Below are 21,127 nucleotides of genomic sequence, written 5' to 3' on the forward strand. Positions count from 1 at the left end.
GGTATTCTCACCGCGTTCGCGACCGGCGTGAATGTGTTCGGTGAGAGAGGTTTTCAGGTGAAGTTTCCAGGAGCGAGGTTGCTGGCGCGTGTGGTGCTCGCCCTCGTAGCGGTGGCCGCGGTGGTGGTCACGGTGGTCGGCTGTTCCGCGGCCAAGGACGCGAGCAAGTCCGACACGGCCAAGGCCAAGGTCGGCGACTGCATCAACGTCATCACGGGATCGTCCACCGACGCCAAGACCGAGCCGATCGACTGCTCGTCGGAGAAGGCCGTGTACAAGGTCGCGCAGTCCAACGACAAGAAGGTCGAGTGCGCGACCGACTACACCTCCTACGAGGAGACCCTGGGCGGCGGCACCACCGCTTTCCTGTGCCTCGCGCCCAACTTCAAGCAGGACGCCTGCTACAACGAGAGCACGACCACCGGCTACAAGCACGTGGCCTGCACGTCCAGCGAGGCGACGTTCAAGGTGGTGAAGCGGATCGACGGCGAGGCCGACGAACTGCTGTGCGGCGCGGACGCCACCAGCTTCCGGCTCATCTCCGAGGCGCCGAAGATCACCTTCTGCCTGGCCAAGCCGCAGGCCTGATCCCTTCGATCATTCGATGAGGGCGACGGATGCGATCCGGTGCAACGTGAAGTGCCGGATCGCTCCCGTCACCGGGTCCAGCGCGTCCAGCTGGCCGTTGCCCACCTTGAGCGGTTCCACCACGCGCTGGGTCGCGACGCCCTGCGCGTCCACGTAGCCGATATTGACCGGCCGGCGCACCCGCGCCGCCAATTGCAGCAGCGCCAGCGTCGCGGCCGTATTTGTCCTGGTGCCGTCCGTGCGGACCGCTTGCGCCGAGCGGGCACTGGTGGCGCGTTCGGCCGCCCGCAGTTCGGTGACGAGCAGCTCGAGCTGTTCGGTGCTCGGCGGCGTCGGCCGCCACGGCTGCCGGGCATTGGGCCGGATGGAAATCCGCGCGCCCCGCTGCCGCAGATCCACGATGACGCCCGCCGAATCCTCGCCCGCCGGTGCGAAACCGGCCGCCCGCAGCTGCTCGAGCACCTCGCCGAGCGGCGCCTGCGCGATGGCGACCGTCGGCGCGATCGCGCGCAGCGCCAGTGTGCCCGCCACCGGTGCGGCCAGCACCTGGGCCAGCAGGGCCGGGTCGTCGCTGCGCAGGAACGACTGCGCCATACCGGCCCGCAGCTGTCCGTGCCGCCGTGCCACATCGTCGATCAGGTAGGTGAGCGCCTGCGGAATCGGCGTCCGCGAGTGCTTGGTGAACAGCGCGTGCAGCTCCGCCGCGGTCAGCCCGGCGTCGAGCGCCCGCCGAACCGAGGTCTCGCTGATCCGGTAAACCGTTGCCGCGCCAGCGGATTCGACATCGGCGACCAGCGCGACCCGATGCTGTAGCTCGGCGGTCAGCGGGCCGGGCGCGATCACCGTGAGATCGGCCTGGACCAGCACATGGTCGACCGGGGCGGGCAGCGCCGCCTCCATCTCCGCCTCGGCGTCGGCCGCGCTGCTCGCTTCGCCGTGCAGCAGCGCCCGCGCCGCGGAGCCGAGCGCGTCGCGCCCGACGAAGCCGAGCGCGGCCGCCTCGGCGAGCGTGTGCTCGACTGCCTCGAGCCGGAAGTGCCTGCGCCAGCGCGGTTGCCGCCACGCGAGCACCCGGCCGATGTCGGCGGGCGTGAGGGCACTGCCGGACGGATACTCGGAGAGCAGACCGAGGATGGCGTGGCGGTCGCGCGGCGCGTGCGGGTTCCGCAGCTCCAGCGCGAGCGCCGCGAGCGGTTTGTCGTTGGCGTCGCGCATGCCGATCATCCATGGCATCCGATCCAATTCGAGCCACGCGACGGCCAGCGCCGCCCAGCGCCGGGCGAGTGGAGCCTCCAGCCACGCCTCCACAGCGGGGGTCGGCGCCCAGAAATCGTCGGTCGAATCGAGCTCCGGCGGCGGGTCCGGCAAACCCTTTTCGATCAGTTTCGCGGCGGCCAGCAGTTCGACCAGCAAACCGGCGCGTGGCTCGTCGATCCCGGTCTGCTTGGCGACGCGGCGCAATTCGCGCACGCCGAGTCCGCCCGCGCGCAAGGCGGGCGCGGGCGCCTGCCCGAGCGCGTCGATGATCGCGGCGCAGTGCCGCAGCAGCTCGCCCACCTCACCCGCGGCCACCGCGTTCACCTCGGCGGAGGTGTGCTTCTTGGCTTTCGGCTTGGGCGGGGTCAACGCGTGCGGGTGCGTCACGGGTTCGTTGCGCAGCACCTGGCCGACCGTGACCGGCAATTCCACCGTCTCGTCATCGATGCGGTGCACCAGTCTGCGGGCGAGTAGCTGCTGGATCGGCCGGTCCGCCGGGGTGCCCGGTGCGGCATCCTTCGTGCGCCCCCGCGGGCCGGTGGTGGCCAGCTTGTCCAGCAGTGCCCTGGCGGCGGCGGGGAGCTCGGGCAGCGCCGCGCGCACCTCGGGTTCGGTGAGAGCGTCGGGGATCTCGGTGGTGCTGCCGATCGGCCACGGCAGCGCCTCGACGGCCGCGGTGACCAGATGCAGCTCGTCCTCGACGAGCCAGACCAGCGCCCGATCGGTCAATCGGGTGAGCGCCGCGTCGATCGCCGCGGCGCTCACGCGTTCGTTCAGCTGCACGTGCAACTCGGCGCGCCGCAGCGGCGCGCCGTTGCTCTCGGTACGCGTCACGCCGTGCACGGCAAGGGTTTCCAGGATCGCGAAATCGAGAGTGTCCAGGTCGTCGGTGGCGCGCAGCACCGAGGCCCGCTGCTCGGCGCGCGCGGCGAGCACCGCCATCGAGGACGGCAGCGGCACGGCCAGATCGGGCCGGAGTTCGAGCAGCGTCACCAATTGGGCATCACTACGTGCACCGAGCCATCCGGCAAGGGAGGTCGACGTCATCCGATCCAGCGTACGGCTTAGGCGAATCGTGCGCCGGTGCGGAGTCACTGCGCATCGGCACCTAGGCCAGGCCTGAAGTCGCGGAGAGGCGGGATAGCATAGGGCGGTGGTGAACAAATCGAAGAAACCGTATGTCGACAACGGTTGGCCCAAGGTCGCCGACGGTGACCATGCGGTCACCGAACTTTCGTCGACCCGTTCCGGTGGGCTCTCGCCGTACGGTGAGGACACCGAGTTTCCGGTCCCGGCGGATCAGCTGCCTTACATGCACCCGAACACGGTGATCAACCGCTGATCTCCGGACGGAAAGTCCGCAGATACGAAGAAGGGCCCCCATCCGAGGATGTGGGGCCCTTCTTCATGAGTGCCTCAGGAGGGAAGCAGTCCCTTGTTGGCCTCGTAGAAGTTCACGATGTTCGGGTCGAGCTTGGTGCCACTGGCTTTGGCGGCGTTGAAGAAGTCGAAGGCTTCCTTGGGCACCTGGATGCCCTGGCCCTGCACGACCGCGAGGGCGCGGTCGACCGCGTTGAAGACTTCCTGAGTGCTGTCCGGCGCGGCCTGAGCGGCCTGCGGCGCGGGCTCGGGGTTCCAGCGCGGGGTTTCGCTGGTGGTGGGCGCGGAGCGCGGCGTGGGCGCGCTGCTGAGGCCGAGGTTGGCCGAGCAGCTGGGCCAGGCACCCCAACCCTGCGAGGCGAGCACCTTCTCGGCGACCGCGATCTGCTGTTCCCGGGTGGCCTGGTTGGCGCTGGCCGCGTACTCGCCGCCGCCGTGGGCCTTCCAGGTGCTGGGCGAGAACTGAAGTCCGCCTTGGAAACCGTTGCCGTTGTTGATGCCCCAGTTACCGCCGGCCTCACACTGTGCGAGGCGATCCCAGTCGGAGTCGGGTGCCGCGCTGGCGTTGCCTGCGAGGGCCACACCTGCGGTGCCCATGATCGCGCCGGTCACGGCGACCTTGGCTACCGTGCGACCGGTCGAGCTTGGCTTGCGATGGCGTCCACTCATATCGGGTTCGTCTTCCTCTCGGCGCACCTGCGAGGTCATCGATCGGGCTGGACTGAGAGGTCGTCATGCCCGCCCTCGCCCCTACGTTTCCGTCGGGGGTCCGGTACCCGCGGGGCGAGGTTCGGTGCGGCGGGCCGGTGGTAGCCGGTCGTCCCGGCTGGATAAGACCGTACGTCGATCCCGGAGAAAAATCACCATTTGGTAACCGGCGTGTACGAGCGGGTCTCGGTGCGGTATCAGAGCGGGCGAAAGTCCTTCTCTGCAGCTAGAAGCAGTGCCGTCCGGCCAGTGTCGGGCCGTCACCGGTCCGTGACCTCCCCGTTATGTGACGAGGATCACAACCGGGATTCGGTAACGAAAGGCTCGGGTAACCGGTTCGTACCTCGGCGGTCGGCCGCGGTTGGGTCAGCGTGAGCGCCGGCCGGCGCGCAACGCGTAGACCACCGCGACCAGCAGGCCCAGCGGTACGAGCATCGCGCCGAAGTAGAGCCACAGCCCCGGCGTCGCATCGGAGAACACCGGGATCAGGAAGATCGCGAAGATCGCCAGCAATCCCAGCGCGAACAGGCTCAGCGCGACCTGTAGCAACCAGTCACCCGGCTTGCGTGGCGGGGGCGGAGCGGAAGGGTTCGTCACCGCACGACCGTAAAACTGATGTGCTTGCGTTATTCCCACCGGGGTAGACTCGTAGGCACTCGCGTCCCGCATCCCTGCAGGGCGCGTTCTTTTCGCAAAGAGAAAGAACCTGCTCGTGGCGCTGTGCCACAGCGGGTTCCGTGGACCAGTGTGCTCGGGCCGTCGGGGTCCGAGTTTTCGATGATGAACGGGTGAGCGCAGTGCCGACCGGCAGGGTGAAGTGGTACGACGTCGAAAAGGGCTTCGGCTTCCTTTCCCAGGACGAGGGGGAGGACGTCTACGTCCGGTCGTCCGCGCTGCCCGATGGCGTCGAAGGACTGAAGCCCGGGCAGCGCGTCGAGTTCGGCATGGCCGCAGGCCGTCGTGGCCCGCAGGCGCTGAGCCTGAAGCTGCTCGAGGCGCCGCCCTCGGTCCGGCAAGGCCAAGAGCGTGAACGCGCCCGCAAAGAGCCCGTCGCGCGCCGGCACACCCCGGACGAACTGCACGGCATGGTCGAGGACATGATCACCCTGCTCGAGGCGACGGTACAGCCGGACCTGCGCAAGGGCCGCTACCCCGATCGCAAGACCGCGCAACGCATCTCAGAGGTAGTCCGCGCCGTCGCGCGCGAACTCGACCACTGAAATATTGGCCGCGTGGCCGCGGCGTGGTTCGCGGCCCCTTGGTCGCGTATCTCAGCTGTCGAGACTCGCGCCTTCGGCGCATGCGCTTCGACAGCTGAGATACGCGACGGCCGCGAACGGTCGCTCGTAAGGCTCGCTCCGTTGTGGTTCCGTTCGGTGGTGAGTGGGCGGTCGCTCGCAATACTCGCTTCGTGGTGGTGCTGGCGGCGATCAGTGGTGCGGCGCTGCTGCCTTTGGTCGGTCGCTATGGGGCCGTGCTGATGGACCAGGCGGCGTGGGGGAGGTAGAACTCCTTGCCGGTGTCCTTGTCCTTGGCCAGGATCGGCAGTTGCAGTTCTAGGCCGACGAGGCGCAGGTCCGGTTCGGGGCGGGACTCGATGGTGACGGCCATGGCGCCCTGCGGGTAGTTGGTGTGGCTGATCACGCGATCGACCCGTTCTCCGTTGGGCAGTGCGTAGACGACCTGGGCCAGCCACGGTGCTTCGGCGATCTTCTTCGGCAGCGAGAGTTGCAGCGGGTAGTTCGGTGGCACCGCGAGCTGCACGGTCTCGCCGTAGCGGCAATCCGCCATCTGCACCGAGCAATACACGTACGGCTCGACGGTGACGGTCTTGCCGTGCGCGTAGGCGGTGATCACCGGGTCCTTCTCGTCCGCGTTGCGGACCAGCACGACGAGCACGCCGACGAAGGCGACGGTGACGACGAGCAGTCCGGCGACGAGCAAAGCCACGACGGTGCGCGTGTTGAGCCGCTTCACGCCGCTGCCTCGCCGCGGCGCGGGCCGGCCGTCGGCACAGCCGCCGGCTCGAAGGTTCGCTCGCTCACTGGCTGGGATCTCCTATCCCTCGTTGGATATGTGTCGTCTCGCCCCCGGCGGTCCCCGGCTTGCGGTACGCGTTCGAAGTCTGTGGCATCGGCCTGGTCGCGGGAACTTCCTGTTCCGCGTGTTGCGGACGATTTCCGCCGAGACCGGGCAGCAGCGAATGGCCACGGTAGCTGACGAAGGTCTGCACCAACCCGACCACGAGCACCGCGGTGATCACCGCGAAGCCCTTCCAGTAGTCCGTCGGCAGCAGCACGCCGGCCGCGCCGCCGACCACCCAGCTGAGCTGCAACACGGTTTCGGACCGGCCGAAGCCGGACGCGATCGACTCCGGCGGCAGATCGTCCTGGATCAGCGCGTCCAGCGACACCTTCGCCAGCGCACTCGTGCCCGCCGCGACCAGGGTGGCCAGCGCCGCGCCCAGCAGGTTGTTGGTGAACGTCGCGAACAGCGCGACGAGGGCGCAAGCCGCCGTGCAGCCGAGCACGATCAGCGACGGCCGGCCCAGCTTGATCCGGGCGCCGGTGGCATTGCCCGCGAAGTTGCCGATCGCGGCGGCGGCGCCGACCACGCCCAGCATCGCGGCCTGCTGCACCGGCCGGTGCTCGGTGGCCTTGGCGACGAAGGCGATGTAGAAGGTGAGGAACCCGGTCAGCACGCGGATGGCGCTGTTGCCCCACAGACCGGTCACCACCGAACGGCCCAGCGGCTGCCTGCGTTTGCGCGGCGGCACCGCGGATTCCTTGTCCGCCGAGAGCACTTCGGTGTGCGCGTCGGGGCCGTGATAGCTCAGCGTCGCGGGCACTTCGCCCTCGGTGACCTCCACCCAGGACGGGATGCGCAGGCTCAGATAGGTTCCGGCACAGGCGATCAGCGTGGCGAAGATCAACGCGCCGTTGGACCCGGCGGCCATCGCGGCAATGCCCGCGATCGCACCCGCACCGATCGTGCCGCCGACCAAACCGAACACGGTGAGCCGGGAGTTGGTGCGCACCAAGTCGATATCGGGCGGTAGCACGCGCGGCGTCACCGCGCTCTTGAGCACCGAGAACGATTTACTGCCGACCATCATGCACAGGGCGAGCGGATACAGTGCCCAGCTGTCGAATTCGAGCACCAGCACCACCGCGACGACGGCGCGCAACGCGAACGAGGTGGCCAGCGCCACCCGTCGACCGTGCTGCAGCCGGTCGAGCATCGGCCCGATCAGCGGCGCGATCACCGCGAACGGCGCGATCGTGATCAGCAGGTACAGCGCGACTTTCGTCTTGCTCTCGGCGGTCGCGCTGGCGAAGAACAGGGTGTTGGCGAGGGCGACCGCGACCGCCGCGTCGAGGGCGAAGTTGGCCATCGTCGCATAAGTGAGCGCGGTCAGGCCGGACTTGTCGGCGCCGTCGGCCTTCGCTGCGCGCTGGAAGGTGGCGATGCCCTTCTCGGTGAGTTCGCGGCCGCGCATCGCGGCGACCCGGGTGACCGTCAGCTTGCGCGGCACCCGTTGCGGACCGGGCTCGGTGGGTTCGGCACCGCCCTCGGCGGCCGCCGGTTGTTCGGGTAGCGGTTTCGTCGGTGGTGGCGGCGCGGCGAGTTCCGGCTCGGGTCCGTGCGGCGGTTGCGGGCGATTCGGGAAGACGCGGCGCGGTGTCCGGCCCGGCGGATCCTGCCGCCCCGGTAGCCCTGCCGCCGCGGCCGGATGCCGCCGGGTCTCGGCCTGCGACCCGCCGAGCCGATCGGGATCCAACGGCGGTAACGGACCACGGCGCGTCGGCGAGTTCGGCGGCGGATACCGGTCGAAACCGGGATGCCGTTCGATCGGCGGATACTCCCCACCGTCCCACCGATCACGGTCGGGACCGGAAGGTTCGCGGGGAGTAGTCACGTCTTCAATTCTGTCGTACTTCGCTGCTGGGCGTTCACTCGCGCTCGAAGGTGTCGGCGGAAGGTGACGTTTGTCGCGTCGCGGACGACGATGCATACCCGCAGGCTGCCCGATCCGGCGAAGCACAACCGAAATCGTGGTGAACTCGTCGCGTCGCCGGACTCAGGCGGGCACGAAGCGGACCTCGAACATGCTCGGCCACTTCTTGCCCGCGAGCAGGAATCGGTCGGTGCCGGGCAGCTGGGCGATCCCGTTCAGCGCGTCGCTGCCGGTGAGCACTCGGGCGGCGGCCGGATACAGCGCGCTCGCATCGATGCGCGCGAGCACCTCGCCGGAGTCGGGATCGATGCGCAGGATGGTGTCGGTCGGCCAATTGTTGGCGTAGACCGAACCGTCCTCGGCGCAATCGAGCTCGTTGAGCCGGGCGCTCTGGTGGCTGGTCAGCCGGATCGAGCCGGTCGGCGCGAAGGTGACCGGATCACGGAAGGTCAGCGTGTCGGTGCCGTCGCTCATCACGAGCCGGCCGTTCCTGGTGCACAGCCCCCAGCCCTCGCCTTCGTACGGCACTCGGGCACGCTCGGCCAAGGTGACCGGATCCCTCGCGAAAGCCGTGTGCTCCTGCCAGGTCAGCTGCCACAGCGTGTCCCCGGCGACGGTGAGGCCCTCGCCGAAGAAGGGCGCGGGGAGGTCGGTCCTGGCCAGTTGCTCGCCGGTGCGCACGTCCGTCGCGCGCACGCTCGACGCGCCCGAGAGTCCGGTGCCTTCGTAGAGCACGTTGCCGTCGATCTCGAGGCCCTGGGTGAAGGCGGTCGGGTCATGCGGTCTGACGGCGACGACCTCGATCTTCAGCTCGGGTGCGGCCTCCTGCGCGGCGCCACAGCCACTGAAGATGACCAGACCGACCAGCAGAGCGACAGCCAACGAACGCCGATTGCGTTTCATACGGCAAAATGTAGGCGGTGAGCGCAGTTTCTGTTTCTGAGTCCGGCGTCCGGCCGATTCTGGCCGACGCCGTCGATCTGGCCCGCCGTGCGCTCCTGGAGTTGGAACCAGCCGGCGTCGGGGCGCATCTCGGCGTGGCTGCCGAGGACGAGAGCGCGGCGACCCATCGCTTCGAAGCCACCCTGCCCGGCTATCGCGGCTGGCAGTGGGCGGTCGTGGTGGCCGCACCGCCGGCGGCCGAGTACGCGACGGTCAGCGAGTCGGCACTGCTGCCCGGCCCGGACGCGCTGGTCGCGCCCGACTTCGTGCCGTGGGATCAGCGGATCCGGCCCGGCGACCTGGCCCCGGGCGACCTGCTGGCCCCGCCGCCGAACGACCCCCGCCTGGTGCCCGGTTACGTCGCCAACGGTGACCCGGTCGTCGACGAGGTCGCCCTCGAGATCGGCCTCGGCCGCACCCAGGTGATGAGCCTCGAAGGCCGCGCGGACGCCGCCGAACGCTGGCACGCCGAATACGGCCCCGACACCGAGATGGCCAAAGCCGCCCCCTCGACCTGCGGCCTGTGCGGTTTCTACCTCCCGCTCGCCGGTTCCCTGCGCGCCGCCTTCGGCGTCTGCGGCAACGCGATGGGTGCCGACGGCCGGGTCGTGCACGCCGCCTACGGTTGCGGCGCCCACTCCGACACCGTCGCTCCCACCGGCGGCGGCTCCCCCCTCTACGAGGCCTACGACGACGCCGCAGTCGAACTGATCCCGACCGCGGACCTGCGCGTGCAAACGCCGGTGGACGAAGCACCAACCGACGCCGCACCCGCGAAATCGGCGGAAAGTGCTGCCGGGACGGACGACTCGTCCGCGACGGCCGGAGTCGCCGCCGACGCGCACGAATCGGCTGACCCAACTGCCGGGCCGACCGTCGAGGTCGCTGCGGTGCCGCCGCGCGCAGCCGCCGAATCCGCGGCTCCGACGACGGCTCCTGGCGAACCGTCGGACGTCGATACTGCGGCCGGCGAAAGCGGCACGGCCTCGGCTGACGCGACCGCAGCGGCGGCTGGCGGCGAGGGCGATTCGGCTGGGGAAGCGACGATCTCCGACGTCGCGCCGGGAACCCCGGACACCGAGCCCGGTGCCGCGCCAGTCGCGAACGGCGAACCGACCGTCGAGGTGCCCGTGGCCTCGCCGCGCGGCGATGTGGAAACCGCTGGTGCGGACGTTGTTTCGGTTGGTGGATCGGAATCGCCTGCCACGCAGCAGGCCGAGGTCGAGGCGCCGCCGGCTGCCCATGAGCCGACCACATCGGGTGTCGAGGGCGCCGCGCCGTCTGACACCGTTGCCGCGCAGCCCACGGCGGATGTCGTGGCAGCAGTCGCCGCGGACGACACCGCCGCAGCGGTGGCGTCCGAGTCGGCGCGTGCGTACGCCGAATCCTCCGGTGCGGAGATCGTTTCGGCCGGTGCGGCCGACTCGGCTCGCGAGGTGTCACCGGAGGCCACGGATCCGCTCGCGCCCGTGGGCGAGACGCAGCCATTGGCCGACGCTTCCGCCGCGGCGGATGGCGCGGCTGCCGAGAGTGGTGCCGCCGCTTCGGGCGCGCAGCAGGTTGGCGATGAAGGTCGTTGCGCCGGCGCTGGTTTCGAGGCGCACGGGTCGGATGCTGAGCAGCGGGGTGACGCGGCCGAGGGTGGGGCGGACGAGTCATCGCGACAGGGGTGAGCGGGGCGGCCGATCCGTTCGGTACTGCCGCGTTGCGGGCGGGGGTGCTTGCCGCATGGCGTGATTCGCCGACCCGGCTGCGCGAGGACGCGGCGACCGAAGCGGATCTGGTGCGCGCCGGTTATCGCGACCGGCTGCTGACCGAGTTGGCGCAGAACGCCGCGGACGCCGCGGCCAAGGCGGGCGTGCCCGGCCGGTTGCGGGTGTGGCTCGACGGTTCTGCGCTGCACGTCGCGAATACCGGTGCGCCGCTGGATGTTTCGGGTGTGCACGCGCTCACCGCGCTGCGTGCGTCCGGGAAGTCCGATGCGGCGGCTGTCGGACGCTTCGGCGTGGGCTTCACGGCGGTGCTCGCGGTGAGCGACGAGATCGAACTGCGCTCCACCACGGGCTCGCTCCTGTTCTCCCGCGCGCACACCCGCGACGCATTGCGGTCCGACGAACTCGCCGGTACCGCAGACCAACTGGCGCAGGGCGAACCCGGCGCGGAAGCGCTGGCCCCGCCCGCCTTGCGGCTGGCTTGGCCGAGCGAGGCGCAACCGGCCGACGGTTTCGACACCGAGGTGGTGCTCGCGCTGCGCCCAGAGATCGACGCCGCCGCACTGCTCACGGCGATGCATGCCGAAGCGGTCGATCTACTGCTGGAATTGCCTGCGCTGCAGAGCATTGCCGTCGAAGCCGCGGAATTCGTCAGCCGCACTGCCGATCTCGGTGACGGACTGCACGAGGTCCGCGTCGACGGCCCGGCTGACGAAAGCCGGATCTGGTGGTCCTACCGCACGCCGCGCGCCCGCTGGCTGCTGCCGATCCGCAACGGCAGGCCGGTCGCCGTCGCCCCTGATGTGCTGCGCGCCCCGACCCGCTCCGACGAGGAGCTGTCGTTGCCCGCGCTGCTGATCGCGGACATCCCGATGCAGCCGGATCGCCGTCGTCTGCTGCCCGGCGCCCGCCTCGCCGAATTGGCCTCCGGTTATGCCGATTTCGCCCGCGCACTGCCTCCTCGCGACCGACTGGTGCTCGTCCCCAGTCCCGCCTTCGCCCGCAGCGAAGCCGACGCCCTCCTCCGTGAAGCGGTGATCGGCGAACTCCGAACCAGCCCCTGGCTCCCCGTGCTCCCCACGCGCACTGAGGACGCCGCCGTCTCGTTCGACCCCTTACCGCAGGACACCTCGGGCCCCGCCGCCGCGGAACACCCGGACACTGAAACTCCGGACGAATCAGCGTTTTTCGACCTGCCCAGGGCGGCCACCTCGGATGTCGCGGTACCTACGCGGGCGAGTGTGTTCACCGGGCTCACCGGGGAATTGGCGGCGCTGCTCGGGGAGGTGATCGGCCCCTTGGTGATTCCCGAGTTGTCGGGGCAGGGGCAGGCCGAGGCGCTGGGTGTGCTCGACGTGCATCGGGTCGGTTTGGCTCGACTGGCGGAATTGTCCAGCGGGCTGGAGCGGGCGCCGCAGTGGTGGTACGCGCTGTACGAGGCGCTGGAGCAGTTCGTGGCCGACCCGCTGGCCGCCGAGGAACTGGGCGCACTCGCCGTGCCGCTGGCCGACGGACGCCTGGTCACCGGACCGCGCACGACGGTGCTCGATGATCAGCTCGAGGTCGCTATCCCGGTGCACTGGGCCAGGTTGGTGCATCCGGAAGCCGCGCATCCGCTGCTGGCCCGGCTGGGTGCCCGTTCGGCCACCGTCGAGGATCTGCTGCGCGAGCCGGACCTGCGCGCCGAACTCGAGGAGCACCCGGACGATCCGGATACGGTCGACGCTGTGCTGCGCCTGGCCGCACAGGCCGACGCCGCGGCGTTGCCGACCTGGCTGGGCTTGCTCGAATTGCCCGATGCGGACGGTGTGCTGCACCCCGCGGACGAATTGCTGCTGCCCGACGCACCGCTGCACGAACTGCTGGTGGCGGATTCGCCGTTCCATACGATCGATCCAGCCATGGTGGAACACTATGGCGCGCAAGCCCTTCGGGCCGTGCGGGTCGGCTGGGATTTCAGCTTGGTCGTCGAGTCCGACCCGACCGGGCCCGATCACGACCTGGACGACGAGGACAGCTGGTGGTCGACGCTGGCGCAGGAGCCGCGGGAGCTGGCCGCGGTCCGTGACCTCGACCTGATCGACGACGACGCCTGGCCGGAAGCGTTGTGGCAGCTGGCGTCCGCGCCGCGCACCCGGCGACTGCTCACCGATCACGACGGCTACACCGCGTGGTGGTTGCGTACCCACGCCCGGATCTCGGGCACCCCGCTCGGTCTGCTCCGGCACCCCGAGGACACCGAATTCGACGGCCTGCTGCCGACGTTCGCCGTCCCCGGCCTCGCGGACGACGCCGCCGCGATCCGCTCCTTGCTCGCCGATCCGGCGGTGATCACCCTCGAATTGGCCGCCGCCCTGCTCGACGCGCTCGCCGATCCGGCGAATACGCCCACGCCCGAGGTCATTTCGCGGACGCACGCGCGATTGGCCGCCGCGGTGGCGGCGGATCGGCTCGAGCTCACCGACCTCGAACTGCCCGACCGGGTGCGCGCCCTGTCCGGCGCCGTCATCGATCCGGCCGACGCACTGGTACTCGATCAGCCGTGGTTCGGCCTCGCGCTGCCACCGGACCGCTTGGTGGTCGGGGTCGCCGAGACCGCGCCCGCGCTGGCCGCGCTGCTCGATCTGCCGTTGGTCTCTGCGTCGGTCACCGCCGAGGTGGTGAGTGCCGGCCGGCGCACCTCGTGGTCTGCGGAGCCGCTCGGAGTTGTGCTGCGCCAACTTCTTTCGCTGCCGCCGCAGGACGGGGAGCTGGTGCTGCACGACGAGCTGACCGTGCGGCTGCACGGCGCGGTCGAGCGCACGACAACGGTCCCGTGGTGGCGCGAGGGCACGACGGTGCACGCCAGCGCGCCGCGGTAGTGCACCCATGATCCGAGTTCCCGCACCCGACTCCGCGCGGTGTGCGGGAACTCAGATTGCGCGAGAACTGCTGTGTCGCAAGAAGTTCAGGACGCGTACTCCGCGATCATCTGGCTGAGCAGATCCAGTTGGGCGCGGACGGCCTCGCTGTCGTTGTCCACCAGCCAGCGCAGCACCACTCCGTCGATCACGTTGAGGGTGAACCGGCTCAATGAGGGCAGCGGTACCGACCAGGTGTTGGCGGTCGCGTCGCGCGCGTGCTCGAGGATGTCGGCGACGGTGGAGTCGTTGAAGTTGTACTGCTCGCGCGCGATCGCGAGTTTGGCGGGAGTTTGCTCGCCTTCGCGCAGTGCGTAAGTTGTTGTTTCGTAAGTGAGTAGCTGACGTTCCGGGGTTGCCTCAATGTTGAGCCACATGAGTTCCAGTCCCGCGCGGATCAATTTTTGAAGCGCTTCTTTTCCACTTCCGACGTCTTGCCACACTGTTTCATTGGCGTCGACGGAATCTCGTAATTCCATCGACAACGCCTTGACCAGCTCGGTCATCAGCGCGTCCTTGTTTTCGAAACAGTAATGGACCACACCAAGCGAGACGCCCGCCGCCTGGGCGACATCGCGCGTGGTCACGCCCGCAACGCCCTTTTTTTCGGCAAGACCGATCGCGGCCTCGATAAGGTGGGCCCGTCTTTCTTCGACGCTCAATCGGGAGGACACCTCAGGGAGTTAAGCGCTCTAGGCGCGTGCAGTCAATTCGCTGGTCGAAAAATCTGGACTGGACGAGTGACCAGTTGTGTGGTTCGCTGCCATCAGGATCGAAGGAGACGTGTATGCCGCTGTCGCGCAGAACCGTTCTGGCCCGAACCGTAGTCGGTTCGGCGACGCTGGCCGCCGCGGCCACCGTGCCTGTCCTGGCCGAGCGCTCGGGCGCGCGGGCCGCCGCGGCGCCGGATTCCGGCGGCTACGAGATCGGTGTCGGCGTCTCCGACATCACCGGTCCGGCGGCGGAATGCGGAATGATGGGCTATTCCCAGTTCGAGCAGCAGACCGCCGGCATCCACCTGCGTCCGCGCGCCAGAGCGTTCATCATCGGTGCGGGCGGCCGGCGAATCGTGTTCGTGGTGGCCGAGAACGGCATGATTTTCCAGTCCGTGCACCGCGGCGTGCTGGCCGAACTCGCGCGCCGCTTCGGCGATCAATACACCGAACAGAACGTGTTGCTCACCTCGACGCATTCGCACGCGACCTGTGGCGGCTCCAGCAACGATTACGCATACAACCTGTCCATCATGGGTTTTCAGCAGCAGGTGTACGACGCGGAGGTGAACGGCATCGTCGAGGCGGTCGCGGCCGCGCACGCCGATCTCGGGCCAGGCGCGCTGGCGTTGGGGCGCGGTGAACTGCACGACGCGAGCATCAACCGGTCGAGGGTGGCCTGGGAACTCAATCCGAGTGCCGACAAACAACATTTTCCCGCGGCGATCGACCCGGCGGTCACGGTGCTGTCGCTCGTCAAGGGTGGTCGACAGGTCGGCGCGATCACCTGGTTCGCCACCCACAACACCTCGATGACCAACCAGAATCGGCTGATCAGCGCCGACAACAAGGGTTACGCGGCGTTCTCCTACGAGCACCTCGAACACGGCGTCCGCTATCTCGACGGCGACCCCGGCTTCGTCGCGGCCTTCGCGCAGACCAACGCGGGCGATATGTCGCCGAATCTCAACCTGCGTCCCGGCTCCGGGCCCACCGAGGACGAGTTCGAGAACACCCGGATCATCGGCGAGCGGCAGTACCGGGCGTCGAAAGACGCGCTGGCCCAGGCCCGCTCGACCAGCGGACCGGTCGACGCGCTGCTCTGCTACATCGACCTGGCCGATATCGCCGTCGACGGTCGTTTCACTCCGGACGGGCAGCCCAGGCACACCGCGCCGGCCGCCGCGGGCGTCTCGCTCATCGCGGGCAGCATCGAGGACGGTCCGGGACTGCCGGGTGTGCCCATCCCGGAAGGCGTGCGCAATCCGTTCCTGCAGGCGTTGGGCGACCCGAACACGCCCGCGCCCGCGTGGCTCGCGGATGCCCAGGCGCCCAAGGCGATCGCCGCGCCGCTCGGCCTGCTGCCGCCGGTGGCCTGGGTGCCGAACGTGCTGCCGATCCAGCTGGTCCGGATCGGTGAGCTCTATTTGGCCGCCGCCGGTGGGGAATTCACCATCACCGCCGGGCTGCGGGTGCGCCGGGCGGTCGCGGACGCGCTCGGCGTCGCGCTCGAACAGGTCCTCATGCAGGGCTACGCGAACGCTTACCACGAATACGTCACCACCCCTGAGGAATACGACGCGCAGCAGTACGAGGGCGCCTCGACGCTGTTCGGCCGCTACACCCTCGGTGCGTATCAGCAGGAATTCACCCGGCTGGCAACGGCGTTCGCGGCCCGGCAGCAGGTGCCGCGCGGGCCGGCCCCGCGCGACGTGTCCCACCTGCAACCCAACTTCCAGCCGGGTGCCGGGCCGGACACCACCCCGCCGGGCCGGACCTTCGGCGACGTATTGACCCAGCCCGCACCGGCTTACGCCGCGGGCGCTCAGGTCGTCGCCGAATTCGTCTCGGCCCACCCGAAACACAACCCGCGCCGCAACGGCACCTTCCTGGAGGTGCAGCGGCAGAATTCCGCGGGCGAGTGGATCCGGGTGGCCAACGAGGGCGAGTGGGCGGTGAAATTCCACTGGAGCAAGCGCGGTGCCGCGGCCTCTGTCGCGCGGTTCACCTGGGATATCCCGGGCGATGCCACACCGGGCCACTACCGCCTGCAGCACTACGCCGACAGCCTGAGCCCCGACGGTGCGCTGCACCCGTTCACGGGCACCAGCAACGACTTCGAGGTGCGCTGACGCTCAGAGCCCGGTCTGCGCGCCCTTGTCGCCACGCCGCGCACCACGCCGCTGGATCAGGAAGATGCCGAGCGCGAGCCCGCCGACCACCAGCCCCATCAGGCAGACCGGCAGCACCGACGCCCACCTATCGCCACCAGCCCACACCACCACGGTGGCGATCAGCCAGAGCACGCAGCCGACCGCGAGCACGGGCCGCGGATCGGTCAGCCGCGGCGGGATCTGCGGCACGTTCTGAGTCACGTCACCCAGCATAACGGCGGCGTGCCGGGCGGCCCGCGCACCACCGATGTGGCTGCGGCTGTGCGCGTACCGGCGAGAACGCCGGTCCGTCGGCCACCGGTCCCGTATCGTTCACCTCTGTGACAACGCCATCCGATGTTCGAACCCTCGCCGGTGAACTCTCGCTGGCGGTGGTCCGGCTGACGCGTCATCTGCGTGGTCGACGTGCCGACGCGCAGATTTCGCTGACCCAGCTGTCCGCCCTCGCGACCCTTTCTCGGGACGGTGCGATGACCCCGGGTGCGCTTGCCGCGAAGGAGCGCGTCCAGCCGCCGTCGATGACCAGAGTCATCGCCTCGCTCACCGATCTCGGTCTGGTCGAGCGCAAACCGCACCCCACCGATGGCCGCCAGATCATCGTGTCGCTGTCCGAGGCGGGCCGCGCGTTGATCGCCGACGAGACCAACGCCAGGGAAGCCTGGATGACCGAGCAGCTTTCGGGCCTGACCGAGGATCAGATCGTGGTGCTGACCCGCGCGGTCGGCATCATGAAGCAGATCGTCGACGAGTCCGAATAACTCAGCGCGCGCCGAACGGCTGGTCGCTGTCGACGATGTCGCGCCCGAGCGGGAACAGCGACAGCGGAATCAGCTTGAGGTTGGCCCAGCCGAACGGGATTCCGATGATCGAGATGAACAGCGGGATGCTGGTCAGCAGGTGGCCGAGCGCGAGCCACCAGCCCGCGACGATGAACCAGATGACATTGCCGACCAGCGAACCCGCGCCCGAGCCCGGCTTCTCCACCGTGGTGCGGCCGAACGGCCACAGCGCGTAGGCGGCGATCCGGAACGACGCGATGCCCCACGGGATCGTGATGATCAGGATGCAGCAGATGACGCCGGCGAGGATGTAACCCAATGCCATCCAGAAACCGACGAACACCAACCAGAGGATGTTGAGGACGAGCTGAATCGGCTTCACATCCACCAGCATGCCAGCACTCGGCCCGGAGCACACGTGGCCGTGTGCTCCGGCCGGGTTCAGAAGAACCAGCCGAGCACCGCGTCGCGGTCGGTGCCGAAGGCTTCCTGCAGGGCCGCCAGGTCGGCGGGGTCCTTGGCCTGGAGCCGGTTGGCGGCGGCGAAGACTCGGGCCGGATAGGCGCCGAGATACATGCTCGCGAGCACGTCGATGCCGAGTTCGAGCTGCGGGGCGCGGGTGGTGGGCGCGCACTCGGCGACGCCGTTGCGGACGCGCAGAACGAACGTGCCGCCCGCGTCGCGGAACGGATCCTGCACCGCCAGCACGAGTTCCAGGTCGCGCTGGTACGTGCGCGCGGTCAAGGCCGCGGGAATGTCCATGAGCCGCAACCACAGTCCGTCCTCGCGGGCCGTGGTGCGCACCAGCCGCGGATCGGTCAGCAGGTAGGGCAGCGGATCATTGTCGCCCAGTACGGCTTTCACCCGCTGCGCCAGATCCAGTCCGAGCAGCGCCCGCCACAGCGCGGCATGCGCCTCGCCGGTGACCGCCCGCAGCTCCAGCACGTCGACGGTCCGCTCGGACTCGGTGAAATGATTCCGGTACAGCGCATAGCCATCCGGATGGGTGAACGCGAAAAGCTCTGAGCCACCGTCGCGGACCGCCTCCGGATCGGCGAACAGCATGGCCCACGAGGCCGCCGGACGCACCTGCACACCGGGGGTGAACCTGCGCCACCGGTCGTAGACGGCCTCGACGTGCTCGGTGACCGCGGCGGCTTCGGCGAGCAGCACGCCACCCGGATCCGGTGTGGTGGGCCGGAATTCGGCGAAGCGCCGATCGATGGAGACCGCGTTCTCCCGCACCGCCGGTCCGTAACCGAACCGCCCGTAGATGCTGCCCTCGCTGGCCGTGAACAATGTCAGCGCCAGCCCCGCGGCTTCGGTGCGCCGATGCTGCTCGGTGTACATCGCCCGCAGGATTCCGCGCCGCCGATGCGTCGGCGCCACACCGACCGCGGCGATCCCGCAGCCGTCCACCGCTCGCTCGCCCGGCACGGTCACCGTCATCCGCCGGGATTTCACATGCCCGACCACCACGCCGTCGTCGACCGCGACGATCGCGTCGGCCGGCGGGAACAGCTGCCGGCTGTGTTCGCGGAAGCCCGCGGGCCCATAGGCGCCGAACGAGGTCGCCACCAGCGTCCTGATCGAACTCAGATCGTCCTCGGTGGCAGAGCGGATAGTGATGCCGTCAGTCAACGTCATCGTTGCACCCTCCCACGCCCCGAGCGCGCCCCGCACTCGATTTTCGCCGGGGTCGCGCGCAGTGGCCCGGCCACCACGTTCGCGCGGCCACCACGTTCGCACGGCCACCACGTTCGCGCGGCGTCGCGCGCGGCGGACGGCCCCGCTGCCGCCACACCGGGTGGCGGGGATCGGACACCGGTCGCGCCACGCGGTAACCCGGACGGGCAGGATGTAGCCGTGGCCGAAGTGATCGATATCGATGACCCCGCCGACCCGCGGGTGGATGACTTCCGCGACCTCAACTCCGCCGACCGCCGGCCGGATCTACCCGGGCGGCGTGGACTCGTGATCGCCGAAGGGGTGGTGGTGGTCCAGCGGATGCTGGCTTCGCGGTTCGCCCCGACGGCGTTGTTCGGGGTGGACAAGCGCCGCGTGGAGCTCGCCGGGGATCTGGTCGATGTCGCGGTGCCGTACTACCGGACCACGGCCGAGGTGATGGCGGAGGTGGTCGGGTTCCACCTCAACCGCGGCGTGCTGGCGGTCGCGCACCGGCCGGCGCCGCTGAGTCTGGACGAGGTCACCGCGCACGCGCGCACGGTGGCGGTGCTGGAGGGCGTCAACGACCACGAGAACCTGGGCGCGATGTTCCGCAATGCCGCCGGACTCGGCGCCGAGGCGATCCTGTTCGGCGATCGATGTGCCGACCCGCTGTACCGGCGCGCGGTGCGGGTTTCCATGGGGCACGTGCTGCGGGTGCCGTTCGCTTCGGTGCCGGATTGGCCGGTTGGTCTGGATATACTGCGGCGCAAAGGATTCCAGATCATCGCACTCACCCCCGACGCGAACGCGATGACGCTGGCCACCGCGATGACAGGGGAGCGTGTGGCACTGTTGCTCGGCGCCGAGGGACCGGGGCTGACCGAGGAAGCGATGCGGGCCACCGATGTGCGCGCGCGAATCCCCATGTCGCCGGGCACCGATTCGCTCAATGTCGCGACCGCCGCGGCCATGGCCTTCTACGAGCGGGTACGCACATGACCTATCCGCCCACCCAGAGCCCGGCGCCGTGGGGCGCCGGGCTGACCGTCACGATCATGGTCGCGCTGCTGAGCGCGATCGCGGTGTATTCGTTCGGGCGGGCGCTCGCCGAGGTGCATCCCTTGCTCGCGGTCGCGGTGAACGTGGTCGCGGCCGGCGGCGCCGCGCCGACCGCTTGGCGGTTGCGCGAGGCGCCGGTGACCAGATGGGTGGTGCTCGGCGGTGTCGCCGGGGTGGGGCTCGGCTGGCTGGTGCTGCTGCTCGGTGGCCTGGCGAGCTGATCAGGACACGCGGTCGGAGCCGCGCAGCCAGCCGAACAGGCCGCGCCGGGGGCGGATGTCCTCCGGTTCTTCCTCGGGCGGTACCAGCGTGGCCGGGTCGGGCGCCTGTCCTTTCGGATAGAGCGTGAATCCGCAGACCGCCACGTCACCGGGCACCAGCGCGCCTGCCGGAGCCGGTGCGCGGTAGTGGAAGCCGAGCCATTCGTTGTTCGCGGCGTCGGCGAAGTCGGGCGGATCGAAGGGCAGGGTCTGCGGGTCGGGGAGTTCGCCGGCCTGCCAGCGCACCGGGTGCTCACCGGCCCAGTACGGCCGTTCCCAGACCAGGGGGAGTCCCTCGTCCTCCAAAATGTTGACCCGGCTGGAGCTGAACGCCCGGCGGAATTCGCCACGCTCCCAATGCGCGAACGCGCCCCACCCGTGCGCGGTGTCGAACGACACCAGGTAGGTGTGCTCCGAGGCGAGCGGCCGCACCAGCAGTTCCGGCAGCTCGGTCGGGTGGATGCGGGCGGCCTGCGCCGAACACACCACGGTGACGCCGGGGTAGCAGCCGATGTAGACCTCGTCGAGGTCCGGGCCCGCGCACCCGGCCAGCGTGCCGACCATGATCGGCAGGACGTCGCGATCACTGTGCAACTGTTTGGCAAGCGCCAGTGCGGCATCGGGATCCGGGTCGTGATTGGCGCGCAGTACCGTCAACGGGTCGGATGCGTCGACGTACCAGAGCGACGAAGCTTTCGATAGCATTTCCGGCACCTCCCGATGGTTGCACGAATCAGCTCCGCGAACTTCGAGCAACGCACTGGGGTGTCGAACAATTCACCGCGTCGGTGTCTCGTCCGATGCCTGGCACGCCGTCGATCACACACTAAAAATCTACCTGCCGTGCGCGGTTCCGGACCGTCCTTCGGTCCCGGAACACGCCCGCGCGCCGCGAAATATGTTGCTACGCGGGGCTCAGCAAACCAGCCTCGGCCTCAGCAAACCGATTTCGACCGGACGCGCGAGCTACGCACTGAACTCGAGTGCGGCGGAGCGCTCGCCGCGCGCAGCCCGTCGTCGCGCGCGCGT

The 21,127-nt window shown here is 69.4% G+C and carries 19 protein-coding genes and 1 pseudogene; 9 read left to right on the plus strand and 11 right to left on the minus strand.

What is annotated here, in order from left to right; translation table 11 throughout:
- Positions 1-78 precede the first annotated feature (78 nt).
- On the plus strand, positions 79-588 hold the full coding sequence (locus NVU01S_RS25825; RefSeq protein ID WP_237748248.1) for an LppU/SCO3897 family protein: 510 nt from the start codon (positions 79-81) through the stop codon (positions 586-588).
- A 9-nt stretch (positions 589-597) separates the two neighbouring features.
- Here NVU01S_RS25825 and NVU01S_RS25830 read toward each other — a convergent pair whose 3' ends face one another.
- Positions 598-2,892, minus strand: coding sequence for a helicase-associated domain-containing protein (locus NVU01S_RS25830; RefSeq protein ID WP_043664667.1), 2,295 nt, complete (start codon positions 2,890-2,892; stop codon positions 598-600).
- Between the two features lie 106 nt (positions 2,893-2,998).
- Here NVU01S_RS25830 and NVU01S_RS25835 point away from each other — a divergent pair, with 106 nt between their 5' ends.
- A complete protein-coding gene (locus tag NVU01S_RS25835) occupies positions 2,999-3,187 on the plus strand; it encodes a hypothetical protein (RefSeq protein WP_014981540.1) in 189 nt (62 codons plus the stop codon).
- Between the two features lie 74 nt (positions 3,188-3,261).
- On the opposite strand, the gene NVU01S_RS25840 is transcribed toward NVU01S_RS25835, so the two are convergent.
- Together NVU01S_RS25840 and NVU01S_RS25845 are read right to left on the minus strand one after the other, a co-directional pair.
- Positions 3,262-3,894 carry a resuscitation-promoting factor Rpf1 domain-containing protein gene (locus tag NVU01S_RS25840; RefSeq protein ID WP_043664784.1) on the minus strand — a complete coding sequence of 211 codons (633 nt, stop codon included), beginning with the start codon at positions 3,892-3,894 and terminating at the stop codon, positions 3,262-3,264.
- A 405-nt stretch (positions 3,895-4,299) separates the two neighbouring features.
- A complete protein-coding gene (locus NVU01S_RS25845; protein WP_043664665.1) occupies positions 4,300-4,530 on the minus strand; it encodes a hypothetical protein in 231 nt (76 codons plus the stop codon).
- Between the two features lie 200 nt (positions 4,531-4,730).
- Between NVU01S_RS25845 and NVU01S_RS25850 the strand changes: the two genes are divergently transcribed.
- Positions 4,731-5,153, plus strand: a complete 423-nt coding sequence (locus NVU01S_RS25850) for a cold-shock protein (protein WP_014981543.1) — start codon at positions 4,731-4,733, stop codon at positions 5,151-5,153.
- Positions 5,154-5,397: 244 nt separating this feature from the next.
- Here the strand turns inward: NVU01S_RS25850 and NVU01S_RS25855 are convergent, their stop codons facing one another.
- The 3 genes from NVU01S_RS25855 to NVU01S_RS25865 form a co-directional block, all read right to left on the minus strand.
- A complete protein-coding gene (locus tag NVU01S_RS25855) occupies positions 5,398-5,910 on the minus strand; it encodes a DUF2771 domain-containing protein (RefSeq protein ID WP_043664661.1) in 513 nt (170 codons plus the stop codon).
- Positions 5,911-5,974: 64 nt separating this feature from the next.
- Positions 5,975-7,852 carry an MFS transporter gene (locus tag NVU01S_RS25860; protein ID WP_043664659.1) on the minus strand — a complete coding sequence of 626 codons (1,878 nt, stop codon included), beginning with the start codon at positions 7,850-7,852 and terminating at the stop codon, positions 5,975-5,977.
- A 162-nt stretch (positions 7,853-8,014) separates the two neighbouring features.
- Positions 8,015-8,794 carry a glutaminyl-peptide cyclotransferase gene (locus NVU01S_RS25865; RefSeq protein ID WP_043664657.1) on the minus strand — a complete coding sequence of 260 codons (780 nt, stop codon included), beginning with the start codon at positions 8,792-8,794 and terminating at the stop codon, positions 8,015-8,017.
- A 17-nt stretch (positions 8,795-8,811) separates the two neighbouring features.
- Between NVU01S_RS25865 and NVU01S_RS45585 the strand changes: the two are divergent.
- A pseudogene (locus tag NVU01S_RS45585) lies at positions 8,812-9,544 on the plus strand (DUF3027 domain-containing protein); the annotation flags it as partial.
- Positions 9,545-10,502: 958 nt separating this feature from the next.
- The gene (locus NVU01S_RS25875) at positions 10,503-13,406 is read left to right on the plus strand and encodes a sacsin N-terminal ATP-binding-like domain-containing protein (protein WP_043664651.1); all 2,904 of its coding nucleotides are present in this window, start codon (positions 10,503-10,505) and stop codon (positions 13,404-13,406) included.
- A gap of 86 nt (positions 13,407-13,492) precedes the next feature.
- Here the strand turns inward: NVU01S_RS25875 and NVU01S_RS25880 are convergent, their stop codons facing one another.
- Positions 13,493-14,107, minus strand: coding sequence for a TetR/AcrR family transcriptional regulator (locus tag NVU01S_RS25880; RefSeq protein ID WP_226887073.1), 615 nt, complete (start codon positions 14,105-14,107; stop codon positions 13,493-13,495).
- A 125-nt stretch (positions 14,108-14,232) separates the two neighbouring features.
- On the opposite strand from NVU01S_RS25880, the gene NVU01S_RS25885 reads away from it, so the two are divergent.
- A complete protein-coding gene (locus NVU01S_RS25885) occupies positions 14,233-16,290 on the plus strand; it encodes a neutral/alkaline ceramidase (protein ID WP_052280186.1) in 2,058 nt (685 codons plus the stop codon).
- A 3-nt stretch (positions 16,291-16,293) separates the two neighbouring features.
- On the opposite strand, the gene NVU01S_RS25890 is transcribed toward NVU01S_RS25885, so the two are convergent.
- Entirely contained in the window at positions 16,294-16,545 is a 252-nt protein-coding gene (locus NVU01S_RS25890; protein WP_042253573.1) for a DUF2530 domain-containing protein, read from the minus strand.
- 107 nt (positions 16,546-16,652) lie between these two features.
- Here NVU01S_RS25890 and NVU01S_RS25895 point away from each other — a divergent pair, with 107 nt between their 5' ends.
- The gene (locus NVU01S_RS25895; RefSeq protein WP_043664648.1) at positions 16,653-17,090 is read left to right on the plus strand and encodes an Rv0880 family HTH-type transcriptional regulator; all 438 of its coding nucleotides are present in this window, start codon (positions 16,653-16,655) and stop codon (positions 17,088-17,090) included.
- A 1-nt stretch (position 17,091) separates the two neighbouring features.
- Here the strand turns inward: NVU01S_RS25895 and NVU01S_RS25900 are convergent, their stop codons facing one another.
- Together NVU01S_RS25900 and NVU01S_RS25905 are read right to left on the minus strand one after the other, a co-directional pair.
- Entirely contained in the window at positions 17,092-17,505 is a 414-nt protein-coding gene (locus NVU01S_RS25900) for a YccF domain-containing protein (RefSeq protein ID WP_209444756.1), read from the minus strand.
- A gap of 47 nt (positions 17,506-17,552) precedes the next feature.
- Complete coding sequence (locus tag NVU01S_RS25905; RefSeq protein WP_043664778.1) at positions 17,553-18,758, minus strand: GNAT family N-acetyltransferase; 1,206 nt, start codon at positions 18,756-18,758, stop codon at positions 17,553-17,555.
- 219 nt (positions 18,759-18,977) lie between these two features.
- Between NVU01S_RS25905 and NVU01S_RS25910 the strand changes: the two genes are divergently transcribed.
- Both NVU01S_RS25910 and NVU01S_RS25915 read left to right on the plus strand, forming a co-directional pair.
- Positions 18,978-19,778 (plus strand): TrmH family RNA methyltransferase, encoded by an 801-nt coding sequence (locus tag NVU01S_RS25910; protein WP_043664646.1) that lies wholly within the window; start codon positions 18,978-18,980, stop codon positions 19,776-19,778.
- Entirely contained in the window at positions 19,775-20,059 is a 285-nt protein-coding gene (locus tag NVU01S_RS25915) for a DUF2537 domain-containing protein (protein WP_029899889.1), read from the plus strand. The genes NVU01S_RS25910 and NVU01S_RS25915 overlap by 4 nt, the downstream gene beginning before the upstream one ends.
- On the opposite strand, the gene NVU01S_RS25920 is transcribed toward NVU01S_RS25915, so the two are convergent.
- A complete protein-coding gene (locus tag NVU01S_RS25920; RefSeq protein WP_043664640.1) occupies positions 20,060-20,803 on the minus strand; it encodes a DUF6928 family protein in 744 nt (247 codons plus the stop codon). It abuts the gene before it with no gap.
- Positions 20,804-21,127 lie beyond the last annotated feature (324 nt).

Origin of the sequence: Nocardia vulneris, assembly GCF_001613425.1 — a bacterium.
GTDB classification, from domain to species: Bacteria; Actinomycetota; Actinomycetes; order Mycobacteriales; family Mycobacteriaceae; genus Nocardia; species Nocardia vulneris.